General features: G+C 71.0%; 16 protein-coding genes and 1 pseudogene. 9 read left to right on the plus strand and 8 right to left on the minus strand.

The features are described 5' to 3' along the window. Window positions 1-12: 12 nt before the first annotated feature. Window positions 13-1,437: a methyl-accepting chemotaxis protein gene (locus tag B9O00_RS26335; protein ID WP_159460339.1), complete on the plus strand. Its 1,425-nt coding sequence runs from the start codon at window positions 13-15 to the stop codon at window positions 1,435-1,437. Between the two features lie 67 nt (window positions 1,438-1,504). Here B9O00_RS26335 and B9O00_RS26340 read toward each other — a convergent pair whose 3' ends face one another. From B9O00_RS26340 to B9O00_RS26350, 3 genes are read right to left on the minus strand one after another with little or no spacing between them, the layout of a single operon-like run. Beyond that, window positions 1,505-2,755: a class I SAM-dependent methyltransferase gene (locus B9O00_RS26340; RefSeq protein WP_085125704.1), complete on the minus strand. Its 1,251-nt coding sequence runs from the start codon at window positions 2,753-2,755 to the stop codon at window positions 1,505-1,507. Further along, the gene (locus tag B9O00_RS26345) at window positions 2,752-3,729 is read right to left on the minus strand and encodes an NADPH:quinone oxidoreductase family protein (protein WP_085125705.1); all 978 of its coding nucleotides are present in this window, start codon (window positions 3,727-3,729) and stop codon (window positions 2,752-2,754) included. The genes B9O00_RS26340 and B9O00_RS26345 overlap by 4 nt, the downstream gene beginning before the upstream one ends. Then, complete coding sequence (locus B9O00_RS26350) at window positions 3,729-4,787, minus strand: asparaginase (RefSeq protein WP_235017205.1); 1,059 nt, start codon at window positions 4,785-4,787, stop codon at window positions 3,729-3,731. Before B9O00_RS26350 ends, B9O00_RS26345 begins: the two co-directional genes overlap by 1 nt. Before the next feature lie 73 nt (window positions 4,788-4,860). Between B9O00_RS26350 and B9O00_RS26355 the strand changes: the two genes are divergently transcribed. Then, entirely contained in the window at window positions 4,861-5,400 is a 540-nt protein-coding gene (locus B9O00_RS26355) for an RNA methyltransferase (protein WP_085125707.1), read from the plus strand. Window positions 5,401-5,421: 21 nt separating this feature from the next. Here B9O00_RS26355 and B9O00_RS26360 read toward each other — a convergent pair whose 3' ends face one another. Together B9O00_RS26360 and B9O00_RS26365 are read right to left on the minus strand one after the other, a co-directional pair. Further along, window positions 5,422-6,072: a ChrR family anti-sigma-E factor gene (locus tag B9O00_RS26360; RefSeq protein WP_159460340.1), complete on the minus strand. Its 651-nt coding sequence runs from the start codon at window positions 6,070-6,072 to the stop codon at window positions 5,422-5,424. Window positions 6,073-6,104: 32 nt separating this feature from the next. After that, window positions 6,105-6,788, minus strand: a complete 684-nt coding sequence (locus B9O00_RS26365; protein WP_322111222.1) for a sigma-70 family RNA polymerase sigma factor — start codon at window positions 6,786-6,788, stop codon at window positions 6,105-6,107. 190 nt (window positions 6,789-6,978) lie between these two features. On the opposite strand from B9O00_RS26365, the gene B9O00_RS26370 reads away from it, so the two are divergent. From B9O00_RS26370 to B9O00_RS26385, 4 genes are all read left to right on the plus strand, one after another. Then, window positions 6,979-7,500 carry an invasion associated locus B family protein gene (locus B9O00_RS26370; protein ID WP_085125710.1) on the plus strand — a complete coding sequence of 174 codons (522 nt, stop codon included), beginning with the start codon at window positions 6,979-6,981 and terminating at the stop codon, window positions 7,498-7,500. A gap of 115 nt (window positions 7,501-7,615) precedes the next feature. Further along, entirely contained in the window at window positions 7,616-8,518 is a 903-nt protein-coding gene (locus B9O00_RS26375) for a DMT family transporter (protein WP_085125711.1), read from the plus strand. A gap of 10 nt (window positions 8,519-8,528) precedes the next feature. Further along, the gene (gene rlmN / locus B9O00_RS26380) at window positions 8,529-9,674 is read left to right on the plus strand and encodes a dual-specificity RNA methyltransferase RlmN (protein WP_085125712.1); all 1,146 of its coding nucleotides are present in this window, start codon (window positions 8,529-8,531) and stop codon (window positions 9,672-9,674) included. Window positions 9,675-9,890: 216 nt separating this feature from the next. After that, window positions 9,891-10,550 carry a helix-turn-helix transcriptional regulator gene (locus tag B9O00_RS26385; RefSeq protein WP_085125713.1) on the plus strand — a complete coding sequence of 220 codons (660 nt, stop codon included), beginning with the start codon at window positions 9,891-9,893 and terminating at the stop codon, window positions 10,548-10,550. 282 nt (window positions 10,551-10,832) lie between these two features. Here B9O00_RS26385 and B9O00_RS26390 read toward each other — a convergent pair whose 3' ends face one another. Both B9O00_RS26390 and kce read right to left on the minus strand, forming a co-directional pair. Beyond that, complete coding sequence (locus tag B9O00_RS26390) at window positions 10,833-12,311, minus strand: hypothetical protein (protein WP_085125714.1); 1,479 nt, start codon at window positions 12,309-12,311, stop codon at window positions 10,833-10,835. A gap of 511 nt (window positions 12,312-12,822) precedes the next feature. Continuing rightward, complete coding sequence (kce, locus tag B9O00_RS26395) at window positions 12,823-13,800, minus strand: 3,5-dioxohexanoate:acetyl-CoA acetone transferase (protein WP_085125715.1); 978 nt, start codon at window positions 13,798-13,800, stop codon at window positions 12,823-12,825. 128 nt (window positions 13,801-13,928) lie between these two features. Here kce and B9O00_RS34280 point away from each other — a divergent pair, with 128 nt between their 5' ends. Genes B9O00_RS34280 through B9O00_RS26405 form a run of 3 tightly spaced genes read left to right on the plus strand, consistent with a single transcriptional unit; the run spans window position 13,929 to window position 15,228 of the window. Then, window positions 13,929-14,285, plus strand: coding sequence for an SH3-like domain-containing protein (locus tag B9O00_RS34280; RefSeq protein ID WP_200808673.1), 357 nt, complete (start codon window positions 13,929-13,931; stop codon window positions 14,283-14,285). Continuing rightward, window positions 14,282-14,569, plus strand: a complete 288-nt coding sequence (locus tag B9O00_RS34285) for an SH3-like domain-containing protein (protein WP_200808674.1) — start codon at window positions 14,282-14,284, stop codon at window positions 14,567-14,569. Before B9O00_RS34280 ends, B9O00_RS34285 begins: the two co-directional genes overlap by 4 nt. After that, entirely contained in the window at window positions 14,566-15,228 is a 663-nt protein-coding gene (locus B9O00_RS26405) for a nitrile hydratase subunit alpha (RefSeq protein WP_085125716.1), read from the plus strand. Before B9O00_RS34285 ends, B9O00_RS26405 begins: the two co-directional genes overlap by 4 nt. A gap of 38 nt (window positions 15,229-15,266) precedes the next feature. Here B9O00_RS26405 and B9O00_RS33190 read toward each other — a convergent pair. Next, window positions 15,267-15,588, minus strand: a pseudogene (locus B9O00_RS33190) (IS481 family transposase); the annotation flags it as partial.

Genomic DNA, 15,588 nt, shown 5'->3' on the forward strand with positions numbered 1-15,588 from the left:
AGTTTCGCCGCGATGGTCGAGGACCTGCCGCTGGCCGTCATGACCTGCGATCTTCGCACGTTCCGCATCGACTACGCCAACAAGCGCTCGCTCGAGCTGCTCGAAAGCATCGGCCATGTCCTGGACATCAAGCCGAAAGAGATCGTCGGCACCTCGATCGATGTCTTCCACAAGAACCCGGCGCATCAGCGGCGCCTGCTGTCCGATCCCGCCAACCTGCCGCACAAGGCGCGCATCTCGCTCGGCGGCGAGACTCTCGACCTGGAGATCCGCGGGCTGCGCGACGGCGGCAGCGGCGGCGGCCACGTCCTGCTGGCCTGGCGGGTGGTGACGGCGGAGGTCGCCAAGGAGCAGGAGACCGACCGTCTGCTGCAGATGCTCGACAACATGCCGATCAACGTCATGACCTGCGATCCCGAGGACTTCCGGATCAACTATGTCAACCGGACCAGCCTGGAGACCCTGAAGCGGATCGAGGCGCACCTGCCGATCGAGGCCGAGGCGCTGCTCGGCAGCTCGATCGACGTATTCCACAAGCATCCGGCGCATCAGCGCAAGCTGCTCGCCGATCCGCGGAACCTGCCGCACAACGCCCGGATCTCCGTCGGCCCCGAGCATCTGCACCTGCAGGTCTCGGCGATCGTCGGGCGGGACGGCGGCTATCTCGGGCCGATGCTGTCCTGGTCGATCGTCTCCGACCGCATCCGCATGGCCGACAGCGTGTCGAAGCTGGTCGGGACCATGGACGGCACGGCCTCCGAGATGGAGCGCTCCGCCATCTCGATGGCGGAGACCGCCGGCAAGGCCGAGGAGCTGTCCAGCGCGGTCTCGGCCTCGGCGGAGGAGCTGGAGGCCTCGATCTCGGAGATCGCGACCCGCATGGCCCATGCCTCGCGCTCGACCGAGGCGGCGACCGAAGAGGCTGAGCAGAGCAACAAGCTGGTCCAGGCCCTGGAGCGGCACGCGACGGAGATCGGCGAGGTCGTGACGCTGATCCAGGAGATCGCCGAGCAGACCAACCTGCTGGCGCTGAACGCGACGATCGAGGCGGCGCGCGCCGGCGAGGCCGGCAAGGGCTTCGCCGTGGTCGCCTCCGAGGTCAAGAACCTCGCCACCCAGACCGCCAAGGCGACCGGCTCGATCAACGAGAAGATCTCGGTGGTCCAGGAGGCCGCCAAGGGCTCGGTGGCGGCCCTGCGCCGCATCGGCGAGATGATCGTCGAGCTGCGTGACATCGTCGTCCAGGTCGCCTCGGCGACCGAGGAGCAGAGCGCGGTCACCAAGGAGGTCTCGAGCAACATCGGCGTGGTGCTCGGCGCGGCGCGCGAGACCGGGCAGGCCGCCGACAGCGTGCGCAAGGTGGCCCGCGACCTGTCCGAGCACTCGGGCAGCCTGAACCGCGAGATCGACCGCTTCGTCAACGACCGGACCACCTGACCGGGCGGCCGGCTCGCGCCTCGGTCGCGGCCGCTTCGGATCGCTCCGGGGCGGCCGTTCGTTCGTGTCAGGCGCGGCGCAGCAGCAGCTTGTTGAGCCCGCCGAGCGTGGCCAGCAGGGCCTGGGCGGCCTGGACCAGCGACGCCTCCGCGAGCTCGGGGCGCCGGCGGCGCAGGTCGGCGACGATCTCGCCGAGGGTGCGCCGGTCGTCGATCTCGCCGGCGACGGCGGCGGCGAGCGGCGGCACCGGCAGGGTGATGTCGAGGCCGTCGACCGTGCCGGAGATCGCGCCCTTGCGCTCCAGCGAGGCGGCCAGCGTCCTGGCGTCGATCTCGATCAGCTGCGGCACCCAGTCGGGGCCGTCGAGCCGCGCGACCGTGCCGGGGCGTCGCGCCAGGTAGGCGACATGGGTCTTCATGTTGCCGGCCAGGCGCTCGGCGAGGGCCGCCTGCTCGATCGGCGGCAGGCCGTCGCAGCGCGCGCGCAGGGCGGGGTCGGCGAGATAGAGCCGCGGCTCGTAGCGGACCGGCTCGACGAAGCTGGCGATGGTCAGGCCGGCGCCGGCGACCAGCCCGGCGAGCTCGGGCACGCTGAAGGCGCGGTCGACCGGGTTGAGCAGCAGGTCGACCAGCTCGGCGTCGCCGCGCCGGTGGTCGCCGATCAGCCGGTTGGCGGCGAAGCGGTTGGTCGTCGGCAGGCCGGCGAGCAGGCGGCGCGCCAGGGCCAGGCGCCGGTCGAGCGGCAGGTCGCGGCCGAGCTGGCGCAGCGCCGCCTGCAGCTCGTAGACGCCGCTGCGGCCGTAGGGCGCGTAGACCATGATGCCGAGGCCGCCGTCCTCGGCCAGCACGCCGGTCAGCGCCGCCAGGCCGGCCGCCGGGTCGTCCAGGTGGTGCAGCACGCCGCAGCAGTCGACGTAGTCGAAGGGCCCGGGCGCCAGCCCGGCGACCTCGAGCAGCGAGCCGGTGACGAAGCGCACGCCGGTCAGGCCGCGCGCGGCGACCCGCGCCTCGGCGATGGCCCGCGCCGCGGCGCTGCGGTCGAGGTAGACGATCTCGGCCTCGACGGCGACCTCGGCCAGCTGCTGGGCCAGCATCACCGTGGCGTCGCCGGTGCCGCCGCCGGCGACCAGCACGCGGAACGGCCGGGACCAGTCGCGCGCGCCGCCGTAGAGGTAGTGGTCGATCTCGGCGAGCCGGCTCGGCGACCCGGTGATCAGGCGCTTCGCCTCGTCGGCGGGATCGCGCTCGGGATAGGGATAGGCCTCGTACTGGGCGGCCAGCGCCTCGCTGCGGGAGCGGCCGTCGGACATCGGGGTCATCGGATCGCCACCACCACCTTGCCGGTCGCCTGCCGGTTCTTGAGCAGCATCAGGGCCCGGGCCGCCTCGGCCAGCGGCAGCACCTGGGAGACCAGGGGCTGCAGCTTGCCGTCGCGGTACCAGGCGAAGAGCTCGGCGAACTGCTCGATCAGGAGGTCCGGGGCGTGCTTGCGGTAGGAGCCCCAGTAGAAGCCGAGCACGCCGATGTTCTTGACCAGCAGCAGGTTGGCCGGCGCCTGCGGCACCTCGCCGCCGGCGAAGCCGATGACGACCAGGCGGCCGCCCCAGGCGAGGCTGCGCAGCGAGCCGTCGAACACCGGGCCGCCGACCGGATCGAAGACGACGTCGACGCCGCGCCCGCCGGTCAGCGCCTTGAGCCGCTGGCGCAGGTCCTCCTGCCGGTAGTCGATGGTCTCGTCGGCGCCGTGGGCCGCCGCGACCGCCAGCTTCTCCGGCCCGCCGGCCGAGGCGATGACGCGGGCACCGAGCGCCTTGCCGACCTCCACCGTCGCCAGGCCGACGCCGCCGGCGGCGCCGTGGACCGCCAGGGTCTCGCCGGGCTGCAGGTCGGCGCGCCAGGTCAGGGCGCCGTGCGCCGTGCCGTAGGTGATCGGGAAGCCGGCGGCGGTCTCGAAGTCCATGGTCTCGAGCAGGACGAAGACGTCGCTTTCGGCAGCCAGGGCCAGCTCGGCGAAGCCGCCGGTGCCGACCAGGGCGAGCACGCGCTGCCCGGCCTCGACGCGTGTCACGCCCCCGCCGACCGCCTCGACCGTGCCCGCGACCTCGAGGCCCGGGGCGAAGGGGAAGGCCGGCTTCTCTTGGTACTTGCCCTCGACCATCAGGACGTCGGCGAAGTTGACGCCGGCCGCGGCGACCCGCACCAGCACCTGGCCGGGGCCCGGCGCCGGGTCGGGCAATTCGCCGAGAGTCAGCGTCTCGGGCCCGCCGTGGGCCCGGCAGAGCATTGCTTTCATCAGCTCGGGAAGTCCTGTACGGGGCGGATCTCGCCGACGGCGCGGCCGACCCGGTTGTGGAGCGTCGGCCGCAGGATCGGCCGCAGCTGCTCCGCCAGGGTCTCGTCGACGATGCCGAGCCGGCGCAGCAGCTGGCCCATCGTGACCTCGGCGGCGCGGCCCGCGCCGTCGTCGATCTTGAGGGCGACGCCGAGGCCGAGCTCGGGGATCGCCGCGCAGTAGACGCCCTCGGCGCCGGTCTTGACGATCGCCCGGCCGCCGGTCGCGCGGATCATCCTGGTGCAGAAGCGGCGTTCGCCGGCGATCATCGCCGGCTCGGCGACGATCGCCTCGCGCACCCGCCGGCAGGCGGCCTGGCGCCGTTCCGGCTGGTCGGCCGGGTCGGCGAAGCGCGCCATGGCGAGGGCCAGGTTGCCGAGCGGCGTGCCGTACTGCGGGATGCCGCAGCCGTCGATGCCGCGCGGCGCCTCGATCAGGGCGAGCCCGCTCATCGACTCGAGGATGCCGAGCAGCATCTGCTGCACCGGATGGCCGAACTCGATATAGCCGGCGATCGGCACGCCGAGCCGCTTGGCGACGCTGAGGAAGCCGCTGTGCTTGCCCGAGCAGTTGTTGTGCTCCGGGCCCGGCGCCTTGTCGGCGCGGATCAGGGCGTGGGCGGCCTCCTCGTTGTAGGGCAGGTGGCTGCCGCACTCGAGATCGGCCGGGGCGAGCCCGATGCGGCCGAGCCAGGCCTTGACCGCCTCGCTGTGCAGCGGCTCGCCGTCGTGGCTGGCGCAGGCCAGCGAGATCTCCGCCGGCGTGCAGCCGAAGGCGTCGGCGGCGCCGCTCTCGACCAGCGCCAGGGCCTGCAGCGGCTTGATCGCCGAGCGCGGATAGACCAGGCGCTCGATGTCGCCGGCCTGCAGGACGACGTGGCCCTCGTTGTCGCAGACGGCGAAGGTGCCGCGGTGGCGGCTCTCGACCATCGAGCCGCGCGTCACCTCGACGAGCACGGGATTGGCCGAGGCCCCGGTGTCGGGGCGCGTCGGCGACGGGTCGGCGGAATGCGGGTGCAAGGGGCGTCTCGATGCAGCGGGAGGCGGGAGCGGCACCTTGCCCAAGGGGCCGCGCTGGTGCAAGAAGCCTCGCATGCGCGGCTATTTCGGAATCGGCGTCGAAGGCATCAGCAAGGCGATGAACCTCGGCAATCTGCTGAGGTCGGCCCATGCCTTCGGCGCCAGCTTCTTCTTCACCGTCGCGGCCGACATCAGCGAGCGCTCGATGCGCCACGCCGACACCTCGGACGCGCCCGACCACCTGCCGGTCTACCGCTTCGACAGCGTCGGCGAGCTGACCCTGCCGCGGCGCTGCCAGCTGGTCGGCGTCGAGCTGACCGACGGGGCCGAGGAGCTGCCGAGCTTCTGGCATCCGCCGGCGGCGGCCTATGTGCTGGGGCCCGAGAAGGGCAGCCTGTCGCCGAAGATGCTGGCGCGCTGCGACAAGGTCGTGAAGATCCCGATGAAGTTCTGCATCAACGTCGGCACGGCCGGCGCCATCGTGATGTACGATCGCCTGCTGGCGCGCGGCCGCTTCGACCGCCGCGCGACCGGCTCGCTGGCGAAGCCGGAGCCGCGCCCCGCCCACGTCCACGGCCCGCAGATCATCCGCAGCCGTCGGCGCGCCGACTGACCGCCCGCGAGCGGCGGCGTCTCAGCCGCGAATGAAGGGGTTGAGCAGGCGGCCGAAGGGGCCGGTCAGGCGCACCGCGGCGTCGAGCACGGTCAGGCAGATGCAGGGCCGGTCGCCGATCGCCCGCGGCTCGTGGTCGACCGTGCCGTCGGAGATCTGCAGGTCGCCGGCGCCGTAGGTTTCCGTGCCGTCCTGGAAGGCGCCGGCCAGCACCAGGGCGATCTCGTGGCCGCGATGGGAGTGGCGCGGGGCGCGGCGCCCCGGCGCGATGCGGACCAGCGAGACGCGCTGCCCGCCGCCGACCTGGAGGACGACCTCGGAAAGGCCCGGCATGCGCCATTTCCAGGGCAGGGCGGCGAGGTCGCTGCCGACCAGGCGGCGCAGCGAGGCGGGCAGGGGCAGGCCGTCCCGCGGCCGGCTGCCGCAGCCGCAGGGGGCGGTGCCGGCCGGCCGGTGCGGCACCGCCTGCTCGGCGGCCTGGTCCAGGCGCGGCAGGGTCCGGTCAATGGCCTCGCGGCAGAGCGGCGCCGGCGGCAGCTCGTCGAGCAGGACGCCGCCGATCGCCTCGTAGGCGGCCAGGCGCTTCCGGCTCTCCGGGTTCAGCGCGGCCTGGCTCTCGACGACCAGCGACAGAGGCTCGTCGAGCCAGCCGGCCGCATAGGCCAGGAGCATCTCGTCAGGCGCGCAATGGGACGTCATTCTTCTCAAGCCTGATCCATACCGTCCGCAGCTAGGGCCCGGCGCAGACGCGTCAAGGCCAGTCGCAAGCGCGATTTCACCGTGCCGAGCGGCAGATCGGTCTCGCTCGCGATCGCCGCATGGGCCTTGTCCTCGAAGAAGGCGAGTCGGATCACCTCGGCCTGCTCCTCGGGCAGCGTGTTGAGGGCCCGGCGCAGCCGCTCCTCGCGCTCCGAGGCGTCGAGCAGGCGGTCGGCCGCCGGCCGCGCTTCCGGCTGCAGCGCCGGATCTTCCGGATCGAGCTCCGGGCGGCGCAGCCGACGCAGCCCGTCGATCCGCTTGTTGCGGGCGATGGTGAAGACCCAGGTGCTGACGCTCGCCTGTGCGGGGTCGAAGCTCGCCGCCTTGCGCCAGACCGCCACCATCGCCTCCTGGGCGATCTCCTCCGCCAGCCCGTCCTCGGCGCCCAGGCGCAGCAGGTAGCTCTTCACGCGCGGCGCGAAATAGCGGAACAGCTGGCCGAAGGCCTCCCTGTCCCGCCGCTCCGCGACCGCCTGGATCAAGAGGGCCTGCGTCGGCGGGTCGAGCAGCAGCGCATCGGTCATGGACCTATCGAAGCCCATTCGCCGGGAGCCGACAAGCGTAACGCAACCCGGCCGCCGCGCCTCTCCGCCGCCCCGGCACAACAGGTCCGTCGAGGTGTCCATCATGCCTTGCTACGCAGCGGCGCGACGATCGGATCACCCGGCGCGGTCGGGCCCGCTCGGGCGCGGCAGACGCGGCGGAACCCGGGCCGGGGTTGCGGCGTCTGCCACAGGCCAGTCACATTTGCGTGGCGAGACCTGTGCGGGGCTCGCCGCCTGCCCATCGCCTCTGACCCGACTCGCCAGGACGCGTATAATGCCGACCATGCGTTACTCGATCCCGTTTCTCCTCTGCGTGCTGCTGCTGGCCGCAGGCACGGCCCGTGCCCAGGACGTGCAGCGTGTCGGCGATTTCCAGGCCTGGTCCGCGTACGTCGCCAAGGAAGGCGACGGCAAGGTCTGCTTCGTCGCCAGCAAGCCGCTCAAGTCCGAGGGCAACTACACCCGCCGTGGCACCGTGGTGGCGATGGTGACGCGGCGGCCCGGCCGGGTCGCCCACGACGAGGTCTCGATCCAGGCCGGCTACAGCTACAAGCCGGGCGAGAAGGTCAAGGTCGACGTCGACGACGACACCAAGTTCGAGATGGTCACCAAGGACGAGTACGCTTGGCTGCCGCGCTCCAACGGCGAGCTCGACAAGAAGCTGATCAGCGCCATGGTCAACGGGCTCAACATGACCGTGCGCGGCTTCTCCGCGCGCGACACCCTGACCACCGACACCTTCTCGCTGCGCGGCTTCACCGCGGCCTACGACGCCATGCAGAAGGCCTGCAAGTAGCCGGGCCGGGCGCTCCCCGGCCGGGCCCGCGCGCGAGGCTTCGGCGGCAGGCGAAACATCCGACGGCGACGCTGCCCTAGATGACGGGTCCCTTCACCGGACCCTTGGATCGTCGATGGGCAACCCGACCGGACGGCTCGGCACCGAGATGCTGCTGCTGGGGCTGCTGGCGCTGCTCTGGGGCTCCTCCTACCTGTTCATCAGGATCGCGGTCGCCGAGGTGCCGCCGCTGACCCTCATCGCCGCACGGGTCACGATCGCCGGCCTGTTCCTGTCGACGGTCATGGCCTGGCGTGGCGAGCGACTGCCGCGCGGCGCCGGGGTCTGGGGCCGGCTGCTGCTGCAGGCCTTCCTGAACAGCATCGGCGCCTGGACGGTCCTCGCCTGGGGCGAGCAGCAGGTCGAGAGCGGCCTCGCCAGCGTCCTGAACTCGACCTCGCCGGTCTTCGTGTTCCTCTTCGGCTGCCTGGGAGCCGGCGCGCGCGGCGGCTGGTGGCGCCTGCTCGGCGCCGGGCTCGGCCTCGTCGGCGTCGTCCTGATCGTCGGCCCGGACGTGCTGGCGGGGCTCGGCCGTGCGGTTGCCGGCCAGCTCGCCGTTCTCGCCGGGGCGGTGCTCTATGCCGGCGCGGCCATCCACGGCCGCCGCTTCGCCGGCCTGCCGGCGACGGCCGCGGCGACCGGCACCATGCTCTGGGCCGCCGCCTTCCTGGTGCCGGCGAGCCTGGCCCTCGAGCGCCCCTGGAGCCTGGCGCCCTCGGTCACCGCCCTCGCGGCGCTCGGCCTGCTCGCGGTGCCCTGCACCGGGGTCGCGCTGCTGATCTATTTCCGGCTGATCCGCACCCTCGGGTCGCTGGGCGTCGCCAGCCAGAGCTATCTGAGGGCCGGCGTCGGCGTGCTGCTCGGCACCTGGCTGCTCGGCGAGACCGTGCCGCCGGTCGTCGGGCTCGGCCTCGCCGCGGCGGTCGCCGGCGTGGCGCTGATCAATGTGCCGCTTGCGGGCGCGCGCGGCAGGGCCTAACTCTTCGGCCATGAGCGCTCACGCAGCATCGTCCCACTCGCGGGCCTTCGCGCCGCCCGCCGGCGGGCAGGACGGCCCCGCGAACCTGGTCGGCCTGTCCCAGGCCGAGCTGACCGAGGCCGTGCTGGCGCTCGGCGAGCCGAAGTTCCGTGCCGGCCAGCTGTGGCACTGGATCTACCATCGCGGCGCGACCGACTTCGAGGCGATGACGACCCTCTCGAAGGGGTTTCGCGCCAAGCTGGCCGAGCATTTCGTCGTCGCCCGGCCCGAGGTCACGGCGCACCAGCTGTCGAGCGACGGCACCCGCAAGTGGCTGCTGCGCTTTTCCGACGGCAACGAGGCCGAATGCGTCTTCATCCCCGAGGAGGACCGCGGCACGCTCTGCGTCTCCAGCCAGGTCGGCTGCACCCTGACCTGCCGCTTCTGCCACACCGGCACCCAGCGCCTGGTGCGCAACCTCTCGCCGGCCGAGATCCTCGGCCAGGTCATGCTGGCGCGCGACACCCTCGGCGAGTGGCCCTCTCCGAAGGAGGGGCGCCTCTTGACCAACATCGTCATGATGGGCATGGGCGAGCCGCTCTATAACTACGACAACGTCGCCGCAGCGCTGAAGATCGTCACCGATCCCAACGGCATCTCGCTGTCGAAGCGGCGCATCACGCTCTCGACCGCCGGCGTCGTGCCGGCCATGGCGCGCTGCGGCGAGGAGCTCGGCGTCAACCTGGCGGTCTCGCTGCACGCGACCAACGACGCGGTGCGCGACGAGATCGTGCCGCTGAACCGCAAGTACCCGATCGCCGAGCTGCTGCAGGCCTGCCGCGACTATCCCGGCGTCCACAACGCCCGGCGCATCACCTTCGAGTACGTCATGCTGAAGGGCGTCAACGATTCCGACGCCGAGGCCCACGAGCTCGCCGACCTGCTGGCCGACATCCCGGCCAAGGTCAACCTGATCCCCTTCAACCCCTGGCCGGGCAGCCCCTACGAATGCTCGGACCGGGACCGCATCGAGCGCTTCTCCGACATCCTCTTCGAGCGCGGCTTCTCGGCGCCGATCCGCACGCCGCGCGGCCGCGACATCCTGGCCGCCTGCGGCCAGCTGAAGAGCGCCAGCGAGAGGAAGCGGAAGAGCGAGCGCGAGACCGCGGCCGCCTGAGGCGGCACGGCCCGGTCGGGGGGCGGGTCGGGGACCGGGTCGGGGACCGAGGCCTCGCTCCAGCGCCCGAGCTTCAGCGTCATCATCACCGCCTCGTCGTACCAGGCCATCGCACGCCTCCGTCCTTCGGCAGACGCGAGCATCGTCGATGTCTGCTGACAGCGTGCTGGCAGCAGCCTTCGGCTAGACTGGGATCTCCTTTCCGAGAGGTCCCCCGTGCGTCCGCTGCACCGCCTGTTCGAGACGATCCAGCTGCTGCGCGCCGCCGGCCGGCCGCTGACGGCGGCCGAGCTGGCGGCGGCCCTGGAGGTCTCGACCCGCACGGTCTATCGCGACATCGCCGCCCTGCAGGCGATGCGCCTGCCGATCGAGGGCGCGGCCGGCCTCGGCTACGTGATCCGCGCGAGCTACGACCTGCCGGCGCTGAACTTCGACGAGGCGGAGGTCGAGGCCCTGGTCGTCGGCCTCGCCCTGCTGGCGCGCACCGGCGACGCCGGCCTGCAGCAGGCGGCGCGGCGGGTGCTGACCAAGATCGAGGCCCTGCGCGGCGCGTCGGAGCGCTTCCACGTGTCGCCCTGGGTCCCGGAGTCGCCGGGCACGGTCGATCCGGAGATCCTGCGCGCGGCGATCCGCGACGAGCGCAAGCTGCGGCTGCGCTACGCCGACGAGACCGGCGCCGAGACCGAGCGCGTGGTCCGGCCGATCGCCGTCGCCTACTTCGTCGAAGCGGTGCTGCTCGCCGCCTGGTGCGAGCTGCGCCGCGACTTCCGCCACTTCCGCCTCGATCGCATCCGGGACTGCGCGGTGCTGGACGAGCGCTTCGCCGGCGAGGGCGAGGCCCTGCGCCGCGAGTGGGGGCGGCGGGAAGGGGCGTAAGGGCCAGCTACATGTGGCGACGGCCCGTGCGCCCCTCGACAAGCTCGGGGTGAAGCGGGGTCGGGGCTATATGGGCGGGAACGGCGACGAGCGTCCGTCTCGCAACTTCCGCTCGGGTCTGAGCGCTTCATCCCGAGCGCGCCCGCGGGAGCGGGCGCAGTCGAGGGACGCACGGGCCGAACCGTCTCCCAGCGTGAATCGGTAAGCTAACTCTTTGATCCTAGTGTAATTCCACTTCCAAAATGCGGCCTATCTGATGGGCCGAATTTCGAGCCCGGCACACTAGCTGCCCGTCGGATTGCTGCCCAGCGCCTCGAAGGCCGCTTTCGTCATGTAGGTCGCCCTCGGATAGTACTGCTGCATGGTCTCCGCATCCTGGGGCACTGGTTGCTCGACCGTCGGCAGCGGAATGTTCGCGGGCGACTCCGGCCAGTCCGGGTTCGGGGCCATGTAGCGGAAATAGACGAAGTTCACCCAGGCTCTCGCACCGGTGAAGTGACCTTCGCCGCCGCCGAAGTCGAGCCACGCCACCCCGTTCTCCTTCGTGGCGTTGGCCGGGCGATTCTCCGGCCAGCTCATCACGATCGTGAAGTTGCCCTGCCCGTCCAGGGGGACCTCCTCGTCGAAGAGAGAGCCCCAGCCGATGCCGTCGGGCGGCGCGGTGCCTGCGGTGACAGACCAGTAGCGGACCTGGGTGTCCCGAATCCACTTCTTCTGCCGGTGCCTCGTTCTCTGGTGGCTGGGCATCTTGCCCTGCATGACGACCACCTCGCCGAAGTCGAGCGAGAAGGCCGCCATGAGATAGATCGTATCCGGGTTGTTCGCGAAGCCGCCTGCCCCGGTCGCCGGAAACAGGCGCTCGCGCAAGGCCGGATCGGGAATGAAGGCCCCGGTCATGCTGTAGCTGGTGTTCCAGAACCGCTGGAAGGCCGGTTCGCGTGCGGCAGGTGCGTTGATCGGATCGACCGAGTTTCTCACCAGCCACAGCCACCCGTCGCGCGAGAAGCCCGAGACCTCCCGGGCCTTGGAGGCGCGCACGGCCTTCGCCATGGCCTTGCCCCCGAGCGGCTTCTTGATGTCCGGGAGGTGGAGCCTGACCTCCGGCAGCCCGTAGGCGTGGACCTGCTGCAGCTCGGCGTTTCCCGTCCCGTCGTAGCCGGCGTCCGGAATGTAGTTGCGGATCGCGAGGTGGACCCGTGCCGACTCGGATTTGAAGCCGGTGTAGAGGGTGTTCTTCGGGCAGTCGACCTTCGGCTTCTGTCCCTGACGAACCCAGAGCGTGAACTTCCGGGGCGTCACGTCGCGATCGTTATGGGGTTTCGTCCGGAAGGGATTGTGCGATCCGGAGTCCGGGTCGATCTGGTCGTCTCTCAGGAAATCGCCGTTGCCGAGCTGACCGTTACCGAGCTGGGCCGCGACGGTGTAGGAGAAATACCTCTGGTGCCCGTACTCGCCATGGATCGTGAGGTACGATCCCTTCGGCAGATGGAACTCCCCGACGAAGTAGGTCGTGCCCTGGTCCGGATAGAGGTTGGCCAGCTGGATCGGCAAGGCGCCCACCAGCTTGCCGTATTCGATCCCCTTGGGGCCGCCCCAGAAGGGATCCTGCTGGTACCGCCGGTTGGTGACCTCGACCACCGCCTTGGACAGGGGCGTGACCGCGGTCGTGTCCCCGGGAAAAAGGTCGGGGGCAGCCTCCTCGGTGTCGCCCGGAAGCCGGCCGGAGGTTCCCTGCGTCTTGGACTCTTTCGTGCCAGGCATCTTCGCTCCTCCCAGAGTTCGAACCTCACCGCCCTCGGCCGCCCTGTTCGAACCGGCCGTGCCTCGGCGGCCCCGTTTTGCGATCGGGCTCCGCATCCGCGCCCGCCCGGTTCGATCGGGTCGGGCGAGGCGCATGCTTTTGATGCCGCTCGCTTCGGGGAGCCTTGCGAGGGTTCCTGCATACAATGAGAGAAATTATATATCCAAAAAAGCAACCAATACTAGTACTCCAGGAGTCGACTCCCTGCGGCGAGCCGTCGCTTCGCTTGCGCGTCCTCCTCTGGGGCCCGGTTCGCGCCAGGGCGACGATGGGGAGGGGCGGTCACCGCCTCCCGGCGCCTGATCCGATCGCATCGAAGCAATCGAATGATGCGATAGTAATATGATTCCAAAAGAAAACTCACCGATCAGGCCGATCCGGCCTCACCGGGACACGATCGCCCCGAATTCCAGTCCGGCTCAGCGTCCGAAGGTCGGCACATCGAATCGACCGACCTTCGGGGGCATCGCCCTAGAAGCTCACCCGATCGCCGCCCTTGAGCTGCAGCATCTCGCGGGCCTCGGCCGGGGTCGCGACCTCGAGCGACAGCTCCTCGACGATGGTGCGGATCTTCCTCACCTGGGCGGCGTTGGTCTCCGCCAGCTTGCCCTTGGCGAGGTAGATCGAATCCTCCAGGCCGACGCGGACGTTGGCGCCCATCGTCGCGCCCATGGTGCAGAAGGGCATCTGGTGGCGGCCGGCGGCCAGGATCGACCACTGGTAGTCCGCGCCGAACAGCTTGTCGGCGATCCGGCGCATGTGCAGCAGGTTCTCCGGGTCGGCGCCGATGCCGCCCAGGATGCCGAAGATCGTCTGCACGAAGAGCGGCGGCTTGACCAGGCCGCGGTCGAGGAAGTGCGCCAGGTTGTAGAGGTGGCCGACGTCGTAGCACTCGAACTCGAAGCGCGTGCCGTGGTCCTCGCCCAGGCGCTTCAGGATGCCCTCGATGTCCTTGAAGGTGTTGCGGAAGATGAAGTCGCGGCTGGCCTCCAGGTACTGCGGCTCCCAGTCGTGCTGGAAGTCCTTCATCTTGTCGAGGATCGGGAACAGGCCGAAGTTCATCGAGCCCATGTTGAGCGAGGTCATCTCCGGCGAGGCCATCAGCGGTGCGGCCAGCCGGTCGTCCAGGCTCATGCCGTGGCCGCCGCCGGTCGTGATGTTCACCACGGCGTCGCAGGCCTGCTTGATGCGCGGCAGGAACTCCATGAAGACCTTGGGATCGGGGGTCGGCCGGCCGGTCTCCGGGTCGCGGGCGTGGAGGTGGATGATCGCGGCGCCCGCCTCGGCGGCGCCGACCGAGGCCTCGGCGATCTCGGCCGGGGTGATCGGCAGGTAGGGCGTCATGGACGGCGTGTGGATCGAGCCGGTGACCGCGCAGGTGATGATGACCTTGCGGCCGGACGTCTTCGCAGCGGGCTTGCCTGCCGCTTGCTGGTTCTCAGGGGCCAAGGAACGTTCCTCCGGTGTGCGGGTGTCGCGCCGGATAACAGCAGGCGAGGGGGCGTGCCGCAAGCGCGCGCCTGCTGCGCCCTCGCGGCGGCTGGACAGCGGCCCCCGGCGCCGTAAACTCGGAACCCATGAGCGAGAACACGCAAGACGCGCTGCCCTGCTGGGGCCCGCACGACGTCGGCGGCCGGGCGGCCGGCCCGGTCGACCGCAGCGAGCACGACACCGCCCAGTGGGAGTGGCAGATCGACGCCATGGTCCGGCTGCTGCTGCAGAAGGGTGTGCTCAGCGACTTCGCCGAGCTGCGCGACGGCATCGAGAAGCTGACGCCCGAGGACTACGAGCGCCTGGGCTACTACGAGCGCTGGGCCGCCGCCGTCGCCTATGCCCTGATCGACAAGGGCGTGATCGCCGAGGACGAGCTGCGCGCCACGGTCGAGTCGCTGAAGGAAGGCCGGAGCGCCGCCGGCGGGGCAGGCGCCGCATGAGCGCGCCGCGCTTCGCCCTCGGCGCGACGGTCCGCATCGCCGAGCGCACGCCGCCGGTCCACCACCGGGTGCCGAGCTACGCCAAGGGCCAGGTCGGCCGGATCGTCCGGGTCTGCCACGAGCACGGCCTGCCCGAGGCCTACATCCGCGGCGACGGCCGGCCCTTCCAGCGGCTCTACCGGGTGCGCCTCGACCAGAAGGCGCTCTGGCGGGACTATGCCGGCGCGGCCGGCGACACGCTCGACATCGAGATCTTCGAACCCTGGCTGGAGCCGGCCGAATGACCAGCGACCACCCGCACGACCCGGGGCACGACCACGACCATGCCCGGACCTTTCAGCCCGACCTCTCGGAGCCGACCAGCGACGCCGCATTGATCGGCGTCGCGCTGCGCCGGCTGATGATCGAGCGCGGCGTCTATTCCGCCGAGGAGGAGCGGGCGACGATCGAGCGCATGGCCGGCGCCAACCCCGGCAACGGCGCGCGCATCGTCGCACGGGCCTGGAGCGACCCGGCCTTCAAGGAGCGCCTGCTGGCCGACGGCGCCGAGGCGATCAAGGAGCTCGGCTACGACCTCTCGCCGCTCGAGTTCACCGTGCTGGAGAACACGGACCGCCTGCACAACGTCGTGGTCTGCACGCTCTGCTCCTGCTACCCGCGGGCGCTGCTCGGCCAGTCGCCGGCCTGGTACAAGTCGAAGAACTACCGGGCCCGCGTCGTGCGCGAGCCGCGCGCCGTGCTCGCCGAGTTCGGCGTCGCGCTCGCCGACGACGTCGAGGTCCGGGTCCACGATTCGACCGCCGAGCTGCGCTACATGATCCTGCCGCAACGGCCGGCCGGCACCGAGGGCCTGGACGAGGCGGATCTGGCCGCCCTGGTCACCCGCGACTCCCTGATCGGCACCCAGCGCGACCTGACCCCGAAGGACCCGGCCGCGCGCTGAGGCCCGTGCCGGCTTCGCTTCGCCCTTCGACAAGCTGTTCAGACCGGGGACATAGTGGACACCCGTTCGGGGACATTGTGGACGGGTTTGAGCTCAGTCTGCTCGGTGAGGTCGAGGGACGCCAGCTTCTGATGGCAGAAGAAGATGTCGAGGCGTCCGTCGATCTGGGTGGGGCGCAGGGCGACCGGGGTGCCACGGAAGGCCTTGCCGATCTTGCGGCGCCGCCCGCGGTAGCTGATCCAGCCGTTCTGGTCGACCCAGCGCACGACGTCCTCGGGCTCGTACTCGATCGCCGGCAGGCGCTCGGGCAAGGCCCGCCGGCTGGGCTGGTAGCGCTCGACGGGGACCTTCATGCCGATC

The organism is Tistlia consotensis USBA 355 (genome assembly GCF_900177295.1).
In the GTDB taxonomy this organism is placed as follows: Bacteria; Pseudomonadota; Alphaproteobacteria; order Kiloniellales; family DSM-21159; genus Tistlia; species Tistlia consotensis.